This is a genomic window from Fulvivirga imtechensis AK7 (assembly GCF_000331535.1).
Classification (GTDB): Bacteria; Bacteroidota; Bacteroidia; order Cytophagales; family Cyclobacteriaceae; genus Fulvivirga; species Fulvivirga imtechensis.
In genome coordinates this window covers 16620-34558 of record NZ_AMZN01000026.1, presented here as the reverse complement: position 1 = coordinate 34558, position 17939 = coordinate 16620, and the positions used below count along the sequence as shown (strand labels likewise).

General features: G+C 42.0%; 21 protein-coding genes. 8 read left to right on the top strand and 13 right to left on the bottom strand.

Translation table 11 applies throughout. From position 1 onward, the window contains the following. Window positions 1-31 precede the first annotated feature (31 nt). The 6 genes from C900_RS07830 to rpmB form a co-directional block, all read right to left on the bottom strand. Window positions 32-532, bottom strand: a complete 501-nt coding sequence (locus tag C900_RS07830) for an SRPBCC family protein (protein ID WP_009579195.1) — start codon at window positions 530-532, stop codon at window positions 32-34. A gap of 53 nt (window positions 533-585) precedes the next feature. Next, window positions 586-1500 carry a helix-turn-helix transcriptional regulator gene (locus C900_RS28215; protein ID WP_009579194.1) on the bottom strand — a complete coding sequence of 305 codons (915 nt, stop codon included), beginning with the start codon at window positions 1498-1500 and terminating at the stop codon, window positions 586-588. A gap of 68 nt (window positions 1501-1568) precedes the next feature. Continuing rightward, complete coding sequence (gene ftsY / locus C900_RS07820) at window positions 1569-2531, bottom strand: signal recognition particle-docking protein FtsY (protein ID WP_009579193.1); 963 nt, start codon at window positions 2529-2531, stop codon at window positions 1569-1571. A 129-nt stretch (window positions 2532-2660) separates the two neighbouring features. After that, entirely contained in the window at window positions 2661-2819 is a 159-nt protein-coding gene (locus C900_RS29180; RefSeq protein ID WP_009579192.1) for a DUF4295 domain-containing protein, read from the bottom strand. A 2-nt stretch (window positions 2820-2821) separates the two neighbouring features. Beyond that, on the bottom strand, window positions 2822-3004 hold the full coding sequence (gene rpmG / locus C900_RS07815; protein WP_009579191.1) for a 50S ribosomal protein L33: 183 nt from the start codon (window positions 3002-3004) through the stop codon (window positions 2822-2824). Window positions 3005-3032: 28 nt separating this feature from the next. Then, window positions 3033-3272, bottom strand: coding sequence for a 50S ribosomal protein L28 (gene rpmB / locus C900_RS07810; protein ID WP_009579190.1), 240 nt, complete (start codon window positions 3270-3272; stop codon window positions 3033-3035). Between the two features lie 267 nt (window positions 3273-3539). On the opposite strand from rpmB, the gene rocD reads away from it, so the two are divergent. From rocD to hemB, 3 genes are all read left to right on the top strand, one after another. Continuing rightward, window positions 3540-4787 (top strand): ornithine--oxo-acid transaminase, encoded by a 1248-nt coding sequence (gene rocD / locus C900_RS07805; protein ID WP_009579188.1) that lies wholly within the window; start codon window positions 3540-3542, stop codon window positions 4785-4787. Between the two features lie 251 nt (window positions 4788-5038). Next, a complete protein-coding gene (locus C900_RS07800) occupies window positions 5039-5527 on the top strand; it encodes a hypothetical protein (RefSeq protein ID WP_157493942.1) in 489 nt (162 codons plus the stop codon). A gap of 118 nt (window positions 5528-5645) precedes the next feature. After that, complete coding sequence (gene hemB, locus C900_RS07795) at window positions 5646-6614, top strand: porphobilinogen synthase (protein WP_009579186.1); 969 nt, start codon at window positions 5646-5648, stop codon at window positions 6612-6614. On the opposite strand, the gene C900_RS07790 is transcribed toward hemB, so the two are convergent. The 5 genes from C900_RS07790 to C900_RS07770 form a co-directional block, all read right to left on the bottom strand. Then, window positions 6604-6819 carry a hypothetical protein gene (locus C900_RS07790; RefSeq protein ID WP_009579185.1) on the bottom strand — a complete coding sequence of 72 codons (216 nt, stop codon included), beginning with the start codon at window positions 6817-6819 and terminating at the stop codon, window positions 6604-6606. The genes hemB and C900_RS07790 overlap by 11 nt on opposite strands. 73 nt (window positions 6820-6892) lie before the next feature. After that, window positions 6893-7270, bottom strand: a complete 378-nt coding sequence (locus C900_RS07785) for a co-chaperone GroES (protein ID WP_009579184.1) — start codon at window positions 7268-7270, stop codon at window positions 6893-6895. Window positions 7271-7281: 11 nt separating this feature from the next. Further along, complete coding sequence (locus tag C900_RS07780; protein WP_009579183.1) at window positions 7282-8103, bottom strand: class I SAM-dependent methyltransferase; 822 nt, start codon at window positions 8101-8103, stop codon at window positions 7282-7284. Window positions 8104-8167: 64 nt separating this feature from the next. Continuing rightward, window positions 8168-9472 carry a DNA recombination protein RmuC gene (locus tag C900_RS07775; protein WP_009579182.1) on the bottom strand — a complete coding sequence of 435 codons (1305 nt, stop codon included), beginning with the start codon at window positions 9470-9472 and terminating at the stop codon, window positions 8168-8170. A 159-nt stretch (window positions 9473-9631) separates the two neighbouring features. Then, complete coding sequence (locus C900_RS07770; RefSeq protein ID WP_009579181.1) at window positions 9632-11260, bottom strand: S41 family peptidase; 1629 nt, start codon at window positions 11258-11260, stop codon at window positions 9632-9634. A gap of 184 nt (window positions 11261-11444) precedes the next feature. Here C900_RS07770 and C900_RS07765 point away from each other — a divergent pair, with 184 nt between their 5' ends. Genes C900_RS07765 through C900_RS07745 form a run of 5 tightly spaced genes read left to right on the top strand, consistent with a single transcriptional unit; the run spans window position 11445 to window position 15137 of the window. Further along, window positions 11445-12185: a hemerythrin domain-containing protein gene (locus C900_RS07765; RefSeq protein WP_009579180.1), complete on the top strand. Its 741-nt coding sequence runs from the start codon at window positions 11445-11447 to the stop codon at window positions 12183-12185. Continuing rightward, window positions 12185-12604: a Holliday junction resolvase RuvX gene (gene ruvX / locus C900_RS07760; RefSeq protein ID WP_009579179.1), complete on the top strand. Its 420-nt coding sequence runs from the start codon at window positions 12185-12187 to the stop codon at window positions 12602-12604. Before C900_RS07765 ends, ruvX begins: the two co-directional genes overlap by 1 nt. Window positions 12605-12650: 46 nt before the next feature. Continuing rightward, window positions 12651-13205, top strand: a complete 555-nt coding sequence (gene def / locus C900_RS07755; protein ID WP_009579178.1) for a peptide deformylase — start codon at window positions 12651-12653, stop codon at window positions 13203-13205. Between the two features lies 1 nt (window position 13206). Next, window positions 13207-14355, top strand: coding sequence for a methionine aminotransferase (locus C900_RS07750; RefSeq protein ID WP_009579177.1), 1149 nt, complete (start codon window positions 13207-13209; stop codon window positions 14353-14355). Next, the gene (locus tag C900_RS07745) at window positions 14343-15137 is read left to right on the top strand and encodes an amidohydrolase (protein ID WP_040496112.1); all 795 of its coding nucleotides are present in this window, start codon (window positions 14343-14345) and stop codon (window positions 15135-15137) included. The genes C900_RS07750 and C900_RS07745 overlap by 13 nt, the downstream gene beginning before the upstream one ends. Window positions 15138-15280: 143 nt before the next feature. Here C900_RS07745 and C900_RS07740 read toward each other — a convergent pair whose 3' ends face one another. Together C900_RS07740 and C900_RS07735 are read right to left on the bottom strand one after the other, a co-directional pair. Then, window positions 15281-15658: a hypothetical protein gene (locus tag C900_RS07740; protein WP_009579175.1), complete on the bottom strand. Its 378-nt coding sequence runs from the start codon at window positions 15656-15658 to the stop codon at window positions 15281-15283. A 2-nt stretch (window positions 15659-15660) separates the two neighbouring features. Further along, complete coding sequence (locus C900_RS07735; RefSeq protein ID WP_009579174.1) at window positions 15661-17892, bottom strand: T9SS type A sorting domain-containing protein; 2232 nt, start codon at window positions 17890-17892, stop codon at window positions 15661-15663. Between the last annotated feature and the right edge of the window lie 47 nt (window positions 17893-17939).

Here is a 17939-nt window from a genome sequence, read left to right as displayed (position 1 = left end):
TTCAGCCCCCACGTTCATACCTTTGCTACTGCTATGAGGTAATCACATCAGTCAGGTCCGGTTTCTTATTGCGCAGATCAAGTCCACCCTCAAGTATGGATTTCAGATTGGCCATATAAAATATCCAGCCTCTGGAATCGCCTACAAAGTACTTTAGTCCATTTTCACGGTCTGTAGGCAAATTGCTTTCAATCAGCTCTACAATAGTTTCACCTGCCTCGGGGTATATAGAAATTGTCACGGGGCATTTCAGAGAAAATGTAAAGCTGAAAACATCCTTGCCATTTGCTTTTAGAATGGTGCCCTTTTCCACTATGCTATCCGGGTATCCGTGCCAGTACCATTCATAAGTGTCTCCTTCTTCGATGGCAGCCTGGCTGTCTTTGATGTTTCCCTGAGCGTCTTTAAAAATAGCCTTTCTCAGAAACCATGATTCCAATGCTTGTGGCGAACTCCAGGCCTCGTATGCTGCTGTAATGTCTGCATTAATGTTCACTCGCAGGCGAAATTTACTCCATTCGTTTTCTTCCATAGTAATTTTAATTTTGTTGCTATTCAAAGCTAGATGAAAGCTAAAATAGGCTTTTATTGAAAATTGACATTTTTATGCAACTGGCGAAATGCGGAAGGAGAAACACCACACCGTTCTTTAAAAAGTAAACTAAAAGAGGAGAGGCTGCTGAAACCGACCTGATAACATATTTCCGATATTGAAAGCACGTTTTTTCGTAAGAGTTCCCTGGCTTCAGCTATCCGAATATCTGTCAGGTGTTGGTGGGGAGTAATGCCAAAGGCTTTCTTAAAAGATCGTAGGAAATGATATCGGTTCAGCATGGCTACATCAGCCATCTGATCGGCCGTTACAGGCTCGTAAAAATTTACTTTCAACCACTCCTTTACAATTGACAGTCGCTGATAAAGCGTTATCCTGGTTGAAGACTTGGCTACCGATAAATTAGAAGCACATCGAAAAGCTGAATAGTTTTCAGCGACAACATGGTCTAATATTGTTCGAAGTAGCATGTCGGCTTTCAATGCATAAAATGAAGCACAACTACTTCCCAAATTAATGAGTAGCGGCAGGTAATCTCTTAGCGTTGCATTTTTGTAATGAACGTGTTCGATGAGTGAAAAATCATGAAGGTTATCAAAGGCAATTTTCTCTTTTTCCAGTTTGAAGATATTACCAGATACCAATTCGGATAAAATGGTATTAAAATAGATTAATGCCAGAGTACTCCCTTTTTTGCCGTCTTTTATAGCCAGACGGCTACCCCTGTTTATGATTAAAAACGAGTCGGGATTGAGCTCCACCAGACTTCCATTGATGCTTATTCCCGCTGTCCCGCTAAGCATTGTAACAATGCCTAAGCCTGTGAAATGTTCGGGGTACGTGAATGAGTCCTTGATATTTTCAACAAAAAGATGGTGGTCAGAATAGGTGGGAACACCATTTCTCGGCTTTGTTTTTTCAGGATCCGGAAGCGAGCGCAGGATCATAGTGCTATAGCGATCATGCGAGTGATATATTAATATTTTGTTTCAAGCAAGAACTGCTCAAAAATCCATTACAGTGACTTCTTGAATAGAGAGTCTACAAATTCCATCTTATTAAATACCTGCAAGTCATCTACTTTTTCACCCACACCGATATATTTCACAGGGATCTTAAATTCATCGGATATTCCTATTACCACGCCACCCTTGGCAGTGCCATCGAGTTTTGTGATAGCCAGGGCAGATACATCAGTTGCTTTTGTAAATTCGCGCGCCTGTATAGCTGCATTTTGCCCGGTGCTGCCATCCAGTACCAGCAGTACTTCATGCGGAGCCTCTGGAATGAACTTTTGCATTACTCTTTTGATCTTGCTCAGCTCATTCATCAGGTTTACTTTGGTGTGAAGCCTTCCTGCCGTATCGATGATTACTACATCTGCGCCTTCGTCAACACCCTGCTTAACGGCATCAAATGCTACAGCGGAAGGGTCTGTATTCATACCTTTGGCAATTACCGGCACGCCTACACGTTCACCCCATAGTTTTATCTGGTCTACGGCTGCCGCTCTGAAAGTGTCGGCTGCTCCCAATAGTACATTCAGACCTTTCTTTTTGTATTGGGCAGCCAGTTTACCAATGGTGGTAGTTTTGCCTACACCATTTACACCTACTACCATGATCACGTAGGGCTTGATGTTTTGGGGTATGGAAAAATCGCTGAGGTCAGTCGTATTATTTTCTGCAAGTAGTCCTGCTATCTCTTCTCTTAATATCCTGTCCAGCTCTTCTACACCAAGGTATTTATCGCGAGCCACACGCTCCTCTATCCGCTCAATAATTTTGATGGTGGTGTTTACTCCTACATCCGAAGTAATGAGCACCTCTTCCAACTCATCCAGTACTTCTTCGTCAACTTTTGATTTCCCGGCAACAGCCTTTCCAAGTTTGGTAAAAAAGCTTTCTTTAGTTTTTTCCAGTCCCTCATCAAGAGATTTTTTCTTTTCCTTTGAAAATAAACCACCAAAAATTGCCATAGGTATTAAGTTGTTTTATTAAATGGAGACCATTGCGGTCTCCATTTGAAGATAACAAAAAAGTCCTTCCTGATTGTTATCAGGAAGGACTTTTACATGAATTGTGCGAAAATATTTATGTAAGAATTATTAGCTCTTCTTAGCCAATACATCCTTTACCTGATCAACAGGAACCATTTCTTCTTTGAAAGTGTATGCGCCAGTCTTTTCTGACTTTACGGCTCTGATCACTTTTGCGAAGTTTTTACCTTCTTTTTTCTGGAGGGTTGCAACTACCTTCTTAGCCATAATTATTTAATTTCTTTGTGAACAGTATATTTCTTCAGAATAGGATTGTACTTCTTCAACTCCAATCTCTCGGTAGTGTTTTTCCTATTCTTTGTAGTGATGTATCTTGAAGTGCCAGGCTGGCCGCTATTCTTATGCTCCGTGCACTCCATGATTACCTGTACTCTATTACCTTTCTTAGCCATGATAAATATTATTAAATGCCCTTAATGCTTAAACTAAAGTGTTACCGTTTGCCCTGGCTTTTTTCAAAACGGCAGTGATACCATTTTTGTTAATGGTTCTTAAAGCAGAAGTAGATACTTTCAAAGTTATCCACTTATCCTCCTCAGGGATATAGAATCTCTTCTTCTGAAGATTAGGATTGAACCTTCTCTTCGTTTTGTTGTTTGCATGCGAAACATTATTACCTACCTGAGGCCTCTTTCCGGTGATCTGGCAAACTCTTGACATCTTTTATAGAAAATTAAAATTTGTACCTTTTTAAATTGGGTCTGCAAATATCGGAAAAAGATTGTTAATATTCAAAACGCTATTGAATATTTTCCGAAGAAAGAGCAATCGAGAGAATAAAACCTGTTCAACAGGCTAAAAAGCTCCCAAATATAAGCACATTTTACTACTTTTGTAATTTCAGGATGATTTCTCTCCATAAATGAGGAAAGGATGACTACTCTCCGTGATGAGTAGTGCATTTTTAATCATTAAATTCCTACTGTTATGGTAACACTCACGAACACAAAATTGACTTCTCAGGAAACTATTCAGCTTGAAGACAAACATGGAGCACACAATTATCATCCGTTGCCGGTAGTTTTAGCCAAAGGAGAAGGTGTATTTGTATGGGATGTGGAGGGAAAAAAGTACTATGATTTCCTTTCCGCTTACAGCGCTGTAAATCAGGGGCATTGCCACCCTAAGATCATCAACACGCTAAAAGAGCAGGCTGAAACGCTAACACTTACTTCCAGGGCATTTTATAATGATGTACTGGGCACCTATGAGAAATATATTACTGAATATTTCGGTTTCGACAAGGTACTGCCAATGAATACAGGAGCTGAGGGGGTGGAAACAGCTATTAAAATATGCAGGAAATATGCCTATGAAAAGAAGGGCATTCCTGAAGATGAAGCCAGGATCATCGTCTGTGAAAATAATTTTCATGGCAGGACAACCACGATCATTTCTTTTTCTAATGATGAAAATGCGAGAAAGAACTTTGGCCCTTACACGCCAGGCTTCATTAAGATCCCTTATAACGATCTTAATGCTCTGGAAAATGCTTTGCAACAGGAAAACATAGCAGGTTTTTTGGTAGAACCTATCCAGGGAGAGGCAGGTGTTTATGTGCCGGATGAAGGCTACCTGTCCAAAGCCGCTGCGCTTTGCCGGCAGTACGAGGCAATGTTTATTGCTGACGAGATCCAGACAGGGATAGCCAGAACAGGAAAACTGTTGGCTTGCGATCATGAAAACATCAGGCCGGATATGCTGATATTAGGTAAGGCTATTTCCGGTGGTGTATATCCGGTTTCAGCCGTACTTGCAGACAATGAGATCATGGATGTCATTAAGCCAGGGCAGCATGGAAGCACTTTCGGTGGCAATCCGCTCGGATGCAAGGTTGCCATTGCCGCTTTGGATGTAGTAAAAGAAGAGAAGCTGGCTGAGAATGCTGAGCGTCTGGGGAAGATATTCCGAGAACGTATGAATACTTTTATTCAGGGGTCATCGCTCGTGAAGCTGGTTCGTGGCAAAGGATTGCTGAACGCGATTGTGGTAAATGATTCTCCCGAAAGCTCTACAGCCTGGGACCTTTGCGTTGCACTGAAAGAAAATGGCCTGTTAGCCAAGCCTACTCATGGGAATATTATCAGATTTGCTCCACCGCTGGTAATGACAGAGGAGCAGTTACACGAATGTTGCGATATTATTGAAAAGACGATCAGCGAGTTTAAGAAATAGCTGCTATCATCGTACGACTAATAAATCTTACAAGGAGTGATTTTTAAATCACTCCTTTTTATTGCCCGATTGTATGCATATTTTGTCCATAATACCTAACATCGTCATTTTTATTTGACCCGTATATTAAATTTGTTGTATATTGCGCGGCATTTCTTACATCATTTTGTAATTGACTAAGGTCTATGGAGTACTCATTCAGAAATTCGCCTAATGAAAAGGTTAAAAAAGTTTTTTTAAATCAGACGGGGTTGGATTTATATGTAGATGGTGCAAAATACGTAATTCCTTATTGCGATATTAATGGTGTCTGGCTTCAAAGGCCCGGAGGCATATGTACGCCACGTGCATACTCCTGTACGCTGAATATTAATGATAAAAAGCCTGTTTTTATCTCAAGCAAAAACTATGATGAAGCGGGAGACCTTGTAGAGCAATCCAATCATTACAATTCTTTTGTCAGAGTGCTTCACCATCACTTGCAAAAGCAAGGCAGAGCCCAATATAAGTTCGGTGTTCAGCCATTGCAATATGCATTGAGGGTAGTGGCGATCATAGCCATTCTGGGGGGCTTCACCTTGTCATATCTATACCTGAACATTAACCAATATTTACTTGCTGTACCTGCTTTACTATCCTTATTTGTTGCTGTTTGCGGCCTCAATTTTTGCATTGCCAATTTCCCAAAAGGGTATAGGCCTGAGAATATACCATTACAGCTTTTACCCAGTCAGATATAGCAATGGCTGGTATCTTGTAACTTGTCGCAGGTAACAGGTTCTGCAACGTAAATTTGGTCTTAGGTCAAGTAGTTTCTAACGTGTATCTTTGCTCCGTTAATTCTAGAATATATTGGCAATGATAAGACCACGAAGAAATAGAAAATCTGCTGCTATCAGAGCGCTTGTTGAGGAAACTAAAGTGACCACTGATGATCTGATCTTCCCCTTGTTTTTATTGGAAGACCCTAAGGGAAAAGTGGAGGTGAATTCCATGCCGGGAATTTACAGATTAGGCCTTGATCACATGCTTACCGAGGTAGAGAAATGCCTGAACCTGGGCATCCGTGGCTTTGACATTTTTCCTGTTGTGGATGAAAGACACAAAGATAAGATGGCTACGAAGAGCCATGATTCAAATTTCTTCTATATCAAGGCTTTAAAAGAGGTCAAGAAGAGGTTTCCTGAAGCATGCATTATGACTGATGTGGCTATGGATCCTTATAGCACAGATGGCCATGATGGTATGGTAGATGAAAACGGTAAGATACTGAATGATGAAACGCTGGAAGTGTTGGGCAAAATGGCCCTGACTCAGGCGGAAGCCGGTATTGATATCATTGGCCCGTCTGATATGATGGACGGTCGTGTCGGATATATTAGAGATGTGCTGGATGAAAATGGATTTACAGAGGTCTCTATCATGTCGTATACGGCCAAATACGCCAGCGCTTACTACGGCCCATTCCGCGATGCGCTGGACTCAGCTCCTAAAAGCGGAGACAAAAAGACCTATCAGATGAACCCTGCCAATCAGAGGGAGGCCCTTATCGAAGCGGATTTGGATGTGAGTGAAGGAGCGGATTTTCTGATGGTAAAACCCGCACTGGCTTACCTGGACGTGATTAAGTTACTTAAAGACAATTATGATCTACCTATTGCGGCTTACAATGTAAGCGGTGAATATGCTATGGTGGCGGCCGCGGCAGAAAAAGGATGGCTGGACAAAACAGCGATCATGAAAGAGATGTTGTTGAGTATTAAAAGAGCTGGAGCAGATATTATTCTCACCTATTTTGCGAGAGATTTTGCGGAGGCTACACGTTAGGATTTAATTCCCTGATCTCAAAATCTTTCCCTCGGCCATATTTCACCAGGTCATGGAGCTCGTACTTTTCCAGCGTATGTAGATCTTTAAGCAAGAAGTTATCTTCTTGCAGTTTTTTTAACGTTTCAAATTCATATACCTCGTCAAAATTAACGAGGCGATATTGAAGCCCTACTCGCATGGCATTGATCGACAATCCTTGCATAGACGTTTATTTTACTGTTGGATATTACCAACACCTTTGGTTAGTATCTTGTTTGATCTGACGGTTTTTATTTCTATAGGTTTTCCTCTCTTTCGAGCATCAATATGGATGACTGCGGCACAATGAAGTACTTTTCGTTTTCATACATCACTTCCACCGCACCCTTTTGCAGAAATATAGCCAGATCACCCTCCTGCGCCTGCAACGGTACGTATTTTACCTGGCTGTCTTTCCCTTTCCACAAATCGTCTTCGTCCGATGGGAGAGGGATAGGGTAGCCGGGGCCGGCCTTGATGATGTAGCCACTTTGGATCTTCTCTTTCTCCTGTACTCCCGGAGGTAGAAAAAGGCCACTATTCGTTTTCTCAGATTGTTTTTTAGGTTTTATCAACACGCGATCGCCCACCACAATGAGCTTCTTCCACTTGTTATTCGATGTTAACTGTTGCATGAGCTTCTTGTTTAGGTAATGGCCTTGGCCTGTATGAAGGAATAGAAAAATACCGCATTAGGATCCTTACTTACCAAATGCATTTCTTGCTTTACCTTTTCACCCAAGTCCTCATCTACATATTTAGCTTCTATCAGTTGAGGGAGGGCGCTCAACAGCAACTCCGTCCAGAAGCGGATCATGTCGGCCCGCTTGGCTGGATTTCTATTGTCGAGGTGAAAAGTCTTCGTCTCCGTTTCTATGCTTCTGTAGCCCTGGGATTGTAGCATGTTGCCTAACTTGGCGCCTACAAAAGGGTCACCACCCATATCGTATTGCAGATCATTGAACTTCAACCAATAATTCAATACATTAGGAGAATAAGGCTCAACGAAAAATGTTGAGTTCAGCACCTCCGTGATGACCACCGGGCTACCCGGCGTAAGCACTCTCCGAATTTCTGACAGCACTCTGGCAGGCTCAGGAATATGCTCCAATACCCAACAGATAAAGGCGCCATCAAAATTTGAATTGGAGTCGAAGTCCATATCCATGGCATTGCCTTGCAAGATGTTGTACCTGCCTGATGTGTAGGGAAGCACACTTAAAAAGTTTTTTGCCCTTTTGATCTGTTCTTTTTCATATTCAAGGCAGGTGAGGTGTAGTTCCGGGAATCTTCTGAGTAGTATTTCAGTCTGTGCTCCCACACCACTTCCTACTTCCAGCACGTGTTTATTACCAGAGAAGTCTACCGTTGAATATATTTTATTTTCAATAAACCGCGCTTGCTTATACAGTCGGTTTTGCTCGGTTTCTGTATAGCCGTGCAGGTATTTTTTTGAATCTGCCTTCATTACCTCAATTTATTTTGCGGCAAAAATAAATATATGTTAAAAAACTATATGGAGTTTATCCGATTTAATCTTCATCAGACGCACGATCTATGAGCTTTTGATCCAATGACTTACTCGCCTTCGCTCCCAGCTCCTTGATCTTTTTGGCTCTGTTGATCAGGTTGCCTCTACCGTCATACAGCTTTTTCATGGCCTCTTTGTATACCCGCTGTGTTGAATCCAGGCTGTTACCAACTTTAACGAGGTCTTCTGTGAAAGCTACAAATTTGTCGTAAAGATCACCACCTTGCCGGGCAATTTCCAGGGCATTGCGACTCTGGTATTCATTTTTCCAGATGTTTGATATGGTTCTTAAAGTAGCAATAAGTGTAGATGGGCTGACAATAACGATGTTTCTTTCATAGGCATCATTGAAAAGGTCCACATCGGCCTGAACAGCCAGGCTGAAGGCTGGCTCTATGGGAATGAACATAAGCACAAAGTCAAGTCCTTCAACCCCATGTATGCTGTGATAGTTTTTTTCGCTCAGCCCCTTGATGTGGCTACGCATAGCCATAATATGTGCTTTTAGGTTTACCGTTTTTTCGTCATGCTGAGCATTAGCATATCGCTCATAGGCCACCAATGTTACTTTTGAGTCGATAACGATATTTTTATTTTCGGGCAAGCTGACGATGACATCCGGTTGCAACCTTCTGCCCTCTTCATTAGTAAAGGATTCCTGTACAAAATACTCTCTTCCCTTTTCTAATCCTGATTTTTCCAGGATGCTTTCCAGGATGAATTCACCCCAGCTTCCCTGGGTTTTTGTGTCACCTTTTAGGGCCTTTGTTAAGTTCTCAGCCTCCCTGGTCATTTGCTGATTCAACTCTCTCAGTCCTTTCAATTGTTCTCGAAGGGCAGTACTTTGCTCAAGGCTCTCCTTACTATTCAGCTCTACTTTTTTCTCAAACTCAAGTATTCTTTCCTTTAAGGGGTTCAGTAGCTCACCCAGGTTGACCTTATTTTGATCGGTAAATTTTTTGCTTTTCTCTTCGAAGATATCGTTAGCGAGATTCTTAAATTCGATGGAAAATTTTTCCTGCAGTTTCTCGAGCTCCAGCTTTTGGTCTCGCAGCTTTTCTTGCAAATTCCGATAGTCAGCTTCTGTTGAAGACAGGCTGTTGTTGAGAGAAATAACTTTTTCTCGTTCGCTGGAAAGTTCCTTTTTCAATGCCTCGGCATCACGTTGCAGGGTGGCTACTCTTTCTTTTTCTACCTCCAATGCCGCACCCGAGTGCTGCGATTCGCTGGCATATTTAAACTTTGCAATAAACCAGGCGGCCAAGCCCCCAATAATAATTCCACTAACAAGCCAGATGATTTCCATACAGGGTCAAAGATGGGCCAAATAAATGAAAAATTAAACAGGGCACGGCTTTACGTTGGGTGAAGAAACTATTTTGGGCCTCTTCTATTATCGAAAAAAAAAGTTGCTGCCCCGAAAATGTAAAACCTTTGAGGCAGACTCAAATATCAGATCAAGAAATCAAAATTTTGCTCTTTCAAGTTCTTCAGCCTTATCGAATAATTTCACTGCCTGTTGAAGAATCTCATTGGTCTGGTTATAGATGGGATAAAATCCTTTGTTGTTCCAAACCTGTCGCGCAATCTGAGCTTTCATGTGCAACTTGAAAAGGTCCTTTGACTTTTTTAGCTCTGTATTATTTGGTTTTACACCATTGCCTTTTCCCGCTTCCACCAGTTCGGCAAGCATATCATTGGTTATAGTGAAATTTTGAAAGAAATCCATATAGTCCATTTGATTCAGTTTCGTTTTGTTGCGAGCCACATAGTTAAAGGTATACTCCTGCATCGAATTGCTGGTGAAGAGCTGGTTAAGATATGTTGACGTAAGAGTGGTATCCAGTGGAACAAAATAATCCGGCATAATACCTCCGCCACCATAGACCGTTCGTCCATGAGCAGTTTGATATTTTAGTGAGTCGTTGAAATGAATACTGTCGGCACTGAAGAATTCGCCATGGTTATAGCGTTCCATAATATCCTGTGCATATTCCTCCTTATCTACATACGGTTTTTGAATAGAGCGGCCGCTTGGAGTGTAGTACCTTGAAATAGTAAGTCTCAACTCCGAGCCATCACTCAGGTCCATTGGCGCTTGTACCAGCCCTTTGCCAAAGGTCCTTCTTCCAACTATCAGTGCGCGGTCATTGTCTTGCAGGGCTCCGCTTACGATCTCCGAGGCCGAAGCACTGCCTTCATTGACCAAAACAATGAGTTCACCTTTTTCAAACTCGCCCGTCCGTTGTGCATTGGCCTCGCTGTTAAAGCGCGATTGTTTTCCTTTGGTATAGACGATCCGCCTTTTGTCATCCAAAAATTCATCAGCCATGTTAATGGCATGATTCATATATCCGCCAGGATTACCCTGAAGATCGAGCACCAGTTTTGTCATGCCGCTCTTTTTTAACTCTCTCAGGGCGGACAGGAATTCTTCATATGTAGTGGCTGAAAAACGGCTGACTTTTATATAGCCGATTTCATCATCTATCATATAGCTGGCATCTACTGAGTACTGCGGTATTTTATCCCTGATTATATTAAATTTGATGGGTTCCTTTTTTCCTTTTCTGAGTACAGTAATCTCTACAGATGTGCCTTTCGGGCCCTTTAGGTGGGTCTGAACATCTCTGTTAGTAAAGCCAACGCCTGCTACATCTTTATCATCGATCTTGATGATCTTGTCGCCTGACATCACGCCAACAGCTTCACTTGGTCCCCCGCTAAGAGGAGATACTACCACTATTGTGTCCTTGAAAATGTTGAACTCTACTCCTATTCCCTCAAAATTACCCTGAAGTTCTTCATTGGCACGCACTCTTTCTTCTGCTGAGATATAGGCGCTGTGTGGGTCAAGTTTGGTGAGCATGTGGCTTATAGCATCTTCAACCAGCTTATCCGTATTCACCTCATCCACATAGTTACGATCTATGAGCGTTAGTATCTCTTTGAATTTTTGCAAACTGGAATTTACATCATTTTGAACAGGAGAAGAATCTGTAAATGTTGCTCCTATGAGAATTCCCGCGGCTATGCCAATAAACAAAATAATGGGCAGCCTGATTTGATATTTGGTGTTTTTGTATTGACTCACGAACTAAAGTATTTTGAGTTAATCTTTGGCTAATAACAAAGAAAATAAATTTCCAACAATATAAAATATTAACGAGACTTCAGCCAGATTTGTTGACCACTTATTAATTGACCATACTTTGCATAAATTTCTGACCGGTTTTGTATATTTACATTAGGAAAACCACACACCGCGATTTTTAGTTTTGAATAACAGGAAAATTACCGATATCGTAGATGCCAACTATGTGCATGCCTCTGTACTGTTCTATCTGGGTATTGAGTTTTATGACTATTCGCAAAAAACGCTGGAACAAGTATGTCAGGAGAAGGGATTGAATGTAAATTCCGTTATCAAAAAGCTGGAATCGGTTTCAAATTGTAAGGAGGAAAACCTTTCACTGAGGGAGTACCCCATTGATCTGATCGTAGAATACCTGAAGCATACACACTATATTTTCATCAAACAAAAGCTGCCATATATTGCCAGGCTGATCGAAAGCTTTGAGGCTGGCCATCCCGAATATGCTGTTATTGAAAGGGATTTGAAGTTTGTCTTTCCTTTGTTTGTCGAAGATTTCATCCATCATATTTACCAGGAAGAAGATACACTGTTTTCCTATATCATCGCACTACACCGGTATGTTTCCAATAAAGGCAATATTTCACAGCTTTATTTCATGCTGGAAAGGCATTCTCTGCAGCGTTATGCGGTGGAGCATAGCGAACATGATGATGAAATGAGAGGTATACGCAGGATTACCAACGGATATCAGTCCGATGCGGAAACACCTTTGCATGTGAGGGTTATATATGCTGAACTTCAGGCGCTGGAGAAAAACCTGATCACACACGCCAAAGTAGAAAATGAAATATTGTTTCCTAAAGCCCTGATGCTTGAGAAGGAAGTGAAGGCACGTTTTCAGGAAAAGATCAGGCTCAACTAGTGGGGCGGATCGTTGGAATTGACTTTGGCCTTAAGCGTACAGGCATCGCTGTTACCGATCCGATGAAAATCATTGCTTCTCCTCTAACTACCGTAGCTACAAAAGACATTTTTCCGTTTCTGAAAGATTATTGTGGAAAGGAATCAGTAGAGGGATTTGTTGTAGGGATGCCAAAAAACCTGCAAAATCAGGATACACATGCCACTTCATCGGTTAGAAAATTTATTGCCAATCTTCAAAAACAATTTCCGGGAATAGGTGTAACTGAGGTAGACGAGCGATTTACAAGTAAAATAGCTTTAGATGCTATGATAGCAGGCGGAATGAAAAAGAAAGACAGGAGAGACAAAGCCAATATCGACAAAATAAGCGCCACAGTAATACTACAATCGTACCTTGATGGGAACCAGTTGTTTTAATTTTATCGTTATTTTTGAGTTGAAGTTTAAATTGCAATAGTAAGAAATGATTTATCCGATAGTTGTTTATGGAGATCCTGTGCTAAAGAAGAAAGCCAGTGATATCGAAAAAGGGGAAATAGATGTAAAAGTGCTAAGTGAAGATATGTTTGCCACAATGGAGGCGGCCAGTGGTATAGGCCTGGCGGCTCCGCAGATCGGGAAAAGTATTAGAATGTTTGTGGTAGATGGCCGTCCGCTGGAAGAAGAAGGGATGGAAGACTTCAGGAAAGTGTTTATAAATCCCCAAATACTAGAGGAAACCGGTGAAGAATGGGCTTTTGAAGAGGGCTGCCTGAGTATCCCCAATATCAGAGAAGAGGTATTCCGTAACGAAAAACTCAGGATCAGATACTTCGATGAAAATTGGGTAGAACATGAAGACGAATATAATGGCATGAAGGCCAGGATAATTCAACATGAATACGATCACATTGAAGGGGTTCTTTTTACAGATCATCTGTCGCCCTTGAAGAAGCGAATGTTGAAAGGGAAGCTTCAGAATATCACAAAGGGAAAAATGAAGGTTGATTACCGGGTTGTGATACCTGTAAAGCGCTAATATGACTGAGCTACAATCCAAACTTCCCGATGTTGGCACTACCATTTTTGCAGTGATGTCAAAGATGGCGCATGAGCATGCAGCCATTAACCTTTCACAGGGCTTCCCGGATTTTCAGGTTTCCCCGGAGCTGATCAGCCTGATCAATGAATATATGAAGAAGGGGATGAACCAGTATGCCCCTATGCCTGGGCTGCCCGCATTACGTGAGCAGATAGCGAATATGGTGAAAGGTAGATATGGATATAATGCTGACCCCGAAACAGAAATAACTATTACCTCAGGGGCCACAGAAGCACTTTATAACACCATTACTGCCTTGGTGCATCCTGGTGACGAAGTCATTATTTTTGACCCGGCATATGATAGCTATGACCCTGCTATAAGGTTGAGCGGAGGAAGGCCGGTGCATCTCACTTTGAGGCAACCCGATTTTTCTATCGACTGGCAGGAAGTGAAAGAAAATATCAATGACAAGACCAGGATGATCATCATCAACACTCCGCACAACCCTAGCGGGGCGGTGCTCACAGATATGGACATGCAGCAGTTAGAAAAAATAGCCGTGGAGCACCCAAAACTACTTGTATTGAGTGATGAGGTTTATGAACATATTATTTTCGATGGGTTTCAGCATTTGAGTGTTCTTCGTTACCCGGAACTGTATGACAGGTGTATTGCAGTGTTCTCTTTCGGTAAAACTTTTCACGCCACGGGGTGGAAAGTTGGATATATCGTGGCGTCAGACAATATCACAACTGAGATTAGAAAGGTACATCAATTTGTGACTTTCAGTGTCAACACTCCCGTGCAATGCGCTTTGGCGGATTATCTGAAAGATGAAAAAAATTATTTATACCTGCCTGATTTCTTTCAGAGGAAGCGGGATTTGTTCATAGGCAAGTTAAAAGGCTCACGTTTTGAGCCTGTTCCTTGTCATGGCACTTATTTTCAGCTATTGTCTTACAAAAATATTTCTGACAAAAGCGATATGGAAATGGCTGCTATGCTCACACAGGAACATGGGATTGCTTCTATTCCTATTTCTGCTTTCTATGGCAATAAGCAGGATGATCAAATATTACGTTTTTGCTTCGCCAAAGACGAGAAGACCATAGAAAAAGCTGCTGAGATATTATGCAAGATCTAAAGGTCACACTTATCCAATCCGAATTGCATTGGCAGAATGCTGAGGCTAACCTCGCAATGTTTGAAGAAAAGATCTGGCAGATCAATGAGCCCACCGACCTGATCATACTTCCTGAGATGTTCACCACAGGATTTTCCATGGATGCTGAGAAATTAGCTGAACCAATGAACTTCAGAACATTCCGATGGATGAGGCAGATGGCTGAGCAAACCGGGGCAGTTGTATGTGGGAGCTATATTGTAAAGGAAAATAATCATTATTTCAACCGCCTGATCTGGATGAAACCTGACGGAGCGCATTCTACTTATGATAAACGACATCTGTTCCGCATGGCCAATGAGCATGAACATTACTCGCCCGGCCGGAAAAAACTCATTGAAAGTTTGAAAGGCTGGCGTATATGCCCGTTGATCTGCTACGACCTTCGCTTTCCGGTATGGAGCAGAAATCTGCCAGAAGGATCTAATAATGAAATGACTTACGATCTGGCTGTTTATGTCGCAAACTGGCCTGCTGCACGGGTTAATGCCTGGGATATTCTGTTAAAGGCTCGTGCGGTTGAAAATCTGAGTTATGTAATAGGTGTAAACAGAGTAGGGGCAGATGAGAATGGTATTGCATATAATGGTCACTCCGCAGTGAGCAATCCCAAGGGAGAATTAATCCATTATGCGGATGAACATCAGGAAATTAAAACATTGGTACTTGATCCTGAAGAGGTGAGGGGGCTACGGGAAAAATTTCCGGCCTACCTGGATGCGGATAAGTATAAAATTATTTAGTGTCTCTAAGAAAACGTCAATGTCTGCGTTACGCTTGTCCCAAAAATGCTCTCGTACCTTAGTACGTTCCGCTTGTTCGGACTTCGCAAGCCTTGACCTTGCCGTTTTCTTAAAGCCACTTAGAGTTTTCTTAGGGGCATTATTTAGAAAAAATGCCGTACCGCCTCGGCCAGATTTTCCTTTTCGCTAACTGCCGTTTTACGTTTTAATGTGATCATCAGTTTATCGAGCATTTCATGTGCTCCCTGGTAAAATATGACAACGGGACATTTCAGCTTGGTGATCTTGCTTATGAGGTGGAGCAGCTTGCCCGGCTCAGGCCCTGGTTCGGCTTCAATAAAAATGAAAGTTTTTGTTGACTCCCTGATCGCTTTTAATGCTGTGTCCACGGTTACATTATCCGAATAGTTGTCGACATCAAAAAAAGTGACATCAGGAGCAAGTGACCTTATAAGCACCGGCAGGTCGCTGCTAAAGTGAAATTTTTCTTTGGTGATATGGATATAGAGAAATAGTCGCACGGTTATTCAACGACAATGAACCTTTGTCCGATCACCTCTTTGCCCCCCACATTCAATATTACCATATAAATGCCTGACGACAGTTGGTCAACCGGTATTTTGAGCGGTATATTGGCAGGTAAAAAGAAGTTATCCGTGACGCGCTGACCTAAAATGGTGATGATAGTTGCATTTCCGGCTATTTTAGATTGCACAGTAAGTGACCTGCCGGTTGATTTAATGATAGGGTTAGGAAAAATGTCTATAGTAAACTGATTGACACGTCCGGAAGTGCTTTCGCTATTGCGGATAACCTGTATTCCGCCCTGGCCTGAACCAATGATAATAGCGGGCTTGTCCTCCCCGAATAAGTTGGCAACAACCGGGTACAGTTTGCTCCCGAATGTATATGCGCTTAGTTCGTCACCGGCAAGAGGTTTTATAAACTCTGTTATCCCTTCCTGTGGATTGTCAAGATTGCCGCGAAAGTCGCTATAAATCGTAAGGCTGCCTCTTTCATCGCCAGCAATCAAGTCTTCCCTGCCATCAGCATTGAGGTCAGCTATAGCTATAGCTGTATTGTATCTTGAGGTGCTGAAATCAAAGTTATAAAAGCTTTCATCCTCTAAAGCAAATGTAGGGGCATTATTTTGACCAATATTGACCCAATATTCCACCTTACCTGTAGATTTTCCGACCAATAGGTCAACCAGCCCATCTGAATTAATGTCAAATATTTCAAAGTTTTCGTCTGCGCCTATGTTGCTAAACAAGATCTCTGATGGTGAGCTGAAATCAAAGGCACCATTACTTTGATTGATAATATAATAGATGTTTGTAGAGAAGTTGGTCAGGCTGGTTGCACTAAAAACCAGGTCAACCAAATTATCCGCATTAATATCTTTTAGCTTAGGCCTGATGTTGAACAAGTTCCGGCCGGCAAGATTAAGATAATCTTCGTTCTCCAGAACAAAATAGGGATTACTGGCAGAGCCTGTATTTTTAAAGAGCCTGATCGAAGAGAAAAAACCAGGATTATCAAGGTTTAAATAGCTTCCTACCAGCATATCCAGATCACCATCGTTGTCATAATCACCAAATGCAGGAGCAGCATTTTCCCCCAGGTCTATCATTTGGTCCTGCAGAAAGTTTTTCTTCACCTGGGTAAACTCAGGTTGTTGTGCTGTGCCGGTATTTTTATAGAGCCAGTTGGAGGCCTGAAAATTCACTGATCCGGATATATTACTGCTTATGTTGGGTGAAACGATAATATCCTCAATGCCATCAAAATCCACATCCTCATAGTATGCAGCAGGGAAAAGATACATATACACCGGGTCGGTAGCATTAGGAAAAATGTTGCTGGCACCGGTTACCAGTTCATTGTCTTTGTCTCCTCCGTTTTCAAGGTAAAAAAGGTAAGGGCATGACTCTTCTGAAACCACTGCGTCTTTATCCCCGTCACCATCCATATCCAAGAGTAGCAGCGCTTTCCCTGATTGGTGTTGTTGCCTCCCGCCGGAAGAGCCACAACCTGTGCCGTTGAAGGCAAAGCTACCACATTCGCACTCTTCAAAGTTGCCCCAAGCCTGGGTAACCCGTTCATATTGTAGCGAATCACATGTGCCCGTTCTCTCTATATTTAGATTTTTATGGAATTCTATGGTAGAAGCTCCGCTTGGCCTGAAAAAGAGTATATCAAGGTCCGAATCACCATCTACATCTACAATAGCGGGTATGTCGGAAAGGTTCATCTGCATGTTGATATCAGAGGTGAACCCGCGGGTTTTCAGGAAGTACTGATCATTGCCACTATTATCCTTACCGGTAACATAAGGAGTCCAACTGAGGTCTTCTCCGGCTACTGTTGTATTGATAAACACCCGTATACCAAAGGAATGGCTGGTGAAAATATCCTTTTTGCCATCACAATTGTAGTCACGCAATAACATCCACCCCTTCAGATCGTCAGGGAAGAGTTGTGCATACTTAGGGGCAAATGTATACTCACCACCCGCTGTTTGCAAAAAGGTATATACTTTATGACCTGTTCTGTCGAAAACCACAATGTCTTCTTTACCATCTCCATTCAGATCCATGGTGTTATACTGAGCAGCATTTAATCCTCCGGCCCAGGGATTTGCCAATGTAATATTAGATATACTGACCGGTATGGTTTGATCTACCTGATAAGCAAATTGAGCCTGAGCTGTAGAAAAAAATAACGAACAGATCAGGAGCAGTAAATTTCTCATGTATCGGGATTTAAACAGCCAACGCTATTGTTTACGAAGAAGTTTTG

Coding starts and splice junctions, on each gene's coding strand:
- ftsY (WP_009579193.1), bottom strand. CDS start 2,531: ATGGCAATTTTTGGTGGTTTATTTTCAAAGGAAAAGAAAAAATCTCTT.
- C900_RS07830 (WP_009579195.1), bottom strand. CDS start 532: ATGGAAGAAAACGAATGGAGTAAATTTCGCCTGCGAGTGAACATTAAT.
- rpmG (WP_009579191.1), bottom strand. CDS start 3,004: ATGGCTAAGAAAGGTAATAGAGTACAGGTAATCATGGAGTGCACGGAG.
- def (WP_009579178.1), top strand. CDS start 12,651: ATGATTTATCCGATAGTTGTTTATGGAGATCCTGTGCTAAAGAAGAAA.
- C900_RS07775 (WP_009579182.1), bottom strand. CDS start 9,472: ATGGAAATCATCTGGCTTGTTAGTGGAATTATTATTGGGGGCTTGGCC.
- C900_RS07735 (WP_009579174.1), bottom strand. CDS start 17,892: ATGAGAAATTTACTGCTCCTGATCTGTTCGTTATTTTTTTCTACAGCT.
- C900_RS07785 (WP_009579184.1), bottom strand. CDS start 7,270: ATGCAACAGTTAACATCGAATAACAAGTGGAAGAAGCTCATTGTGGTG.
- C900_RS07790 (WP_009579185.1), bottom strand. CDS start 6,819: ATGCAAGGATTGTCGATCAATGCCATGCGAGTAGGGCTTCAATATCGC.
- rpmB (WP_009579190.1), bottom strand. CDS start 3,272: ATGTCAAGAGTTTGCCAGATCACCGGAAAGAGGCCTCAGGTAGGTAAT.
- C900_RS28215 (WP_009579194.1), bottom strand. CDS start 1,500: ATGATCCTGCGCTCGCTTCCGGATCCTGAAAAAACAAAGCCGAGAAAT.
- C900_RS07745 (WP_040496112.1), top strand. CDS start 14,343: ATGCAAGATCTAAAGGTCACACTTATCCAATCCGAATTGCATTGGCAG.
- C900_RS07750 (WP_009579177.1), top strand. CDS start 13,207: ATGACTGAGCTACAATCCAAACTTCCCGATGTTGGCACTACCATTTTT.
- C900_RS29180 (WP_009579192.1), bottom strand. CDS start 2,819: ATGGCTAAGAAGGTAGTTGCAACCCTCCAGAAAAAAGAAGGTAAAAAC.
- C900_RS07780 (WP_009579183.1), bottom strand. CDS start 8,103: ATGAAGGCAGATTCAAAAAAATACCTGCACGGCTATACAGAAACCGAG.
- rocD (WP_009579188.1), top strand. CDS start 3,540: ATGGTAACACTCACGAACACAAAATTGACTTCTCAGGAAACTATTCAG.
- hemB (WP_009579186.1), top strand. CDS start 5,646: ATGATAAGACCACGAAGAAATAGAAAATCTGCTGCTATCAGAGCGCTT.